This is a genomic window from Zestomonas carbonaria (genome assembly GCF_904061905.1).
Classification (GTDB): Bacteria; Pseudomonadota; Gammaproteobacteria; order Pseudomonadales; family Pseudomonadaceae; genus Aquipseudomonas; species Aquipseudomonas carbonaria.
Genome location: NZ_CAJFCI010000005.1, coordinates 1 through 543, shown reverse-complemented (window position 1 = coordinate 543; position 543 = coordinate 1). Strand labels below are relative to the sequence as shown.

Below are 543 nucleotides of genomic sequence, written 5' to 3'. Positions count from 1 at the left end.
TGGCGGAGAGGTGCTTGCGCACGCAGTTCATCTCGCCGATGGTCGCGCCGGACTTGAGCAGGGCCTTGTTGATCGCCTGCTTGTCGGCCAGGGTGATGCCCTCGGCGGGCAGGGCGAGCAGCGAGGAGCCGCCGCCGGAGAGCAGGAAGATCACCCGGTCGGATTCGCTGAGGTTGCTGACCAGTGCCAGCACCCGGCGGGCGACGCGCTCGCCGGCATCGTCGGGCACCGGGTGGGCGGCCTCGACCACCTCGATCTTGCGGCAGTCGGCGCCATGGCCGTAGCGAGTGACCACCAGGCCGGCGATCTCGCCGTGCCACTCGCGCTCGATCACCTCGGCCATGGCCGCGGCGGCCTTGCCGGCGCCGATGACGATGACCCGCCCGGAACGGTCGGCGGGCAGGTGGTCGGCGAGCACCTGGCGCGGGTGGGCGGCGGCGATGACGGTGGCGAACAGCTCGCGGAGCAGGGATTGCGGATCGAGGGGCATGACGGACTCCAGTGTTGTTATTGCGTGCAGGGGACCGATTGCAGTCCGCACGG

1 protein-coding gene is annotated in these 543 nt (G+C 70.7%); it reads right to left on the bottom strand.

From position 1 onward, the window contains the following. Positions 1–490 (bottom strand): DUF4147 domain-containing protein (locus tag PSEWESI4_RS00030; protein WP_187669146.1); only part of this gene is annotated, 490 nt, incomplete at its 3' end. Positions 491–543 lie beyond the last annotated feature (53 nt).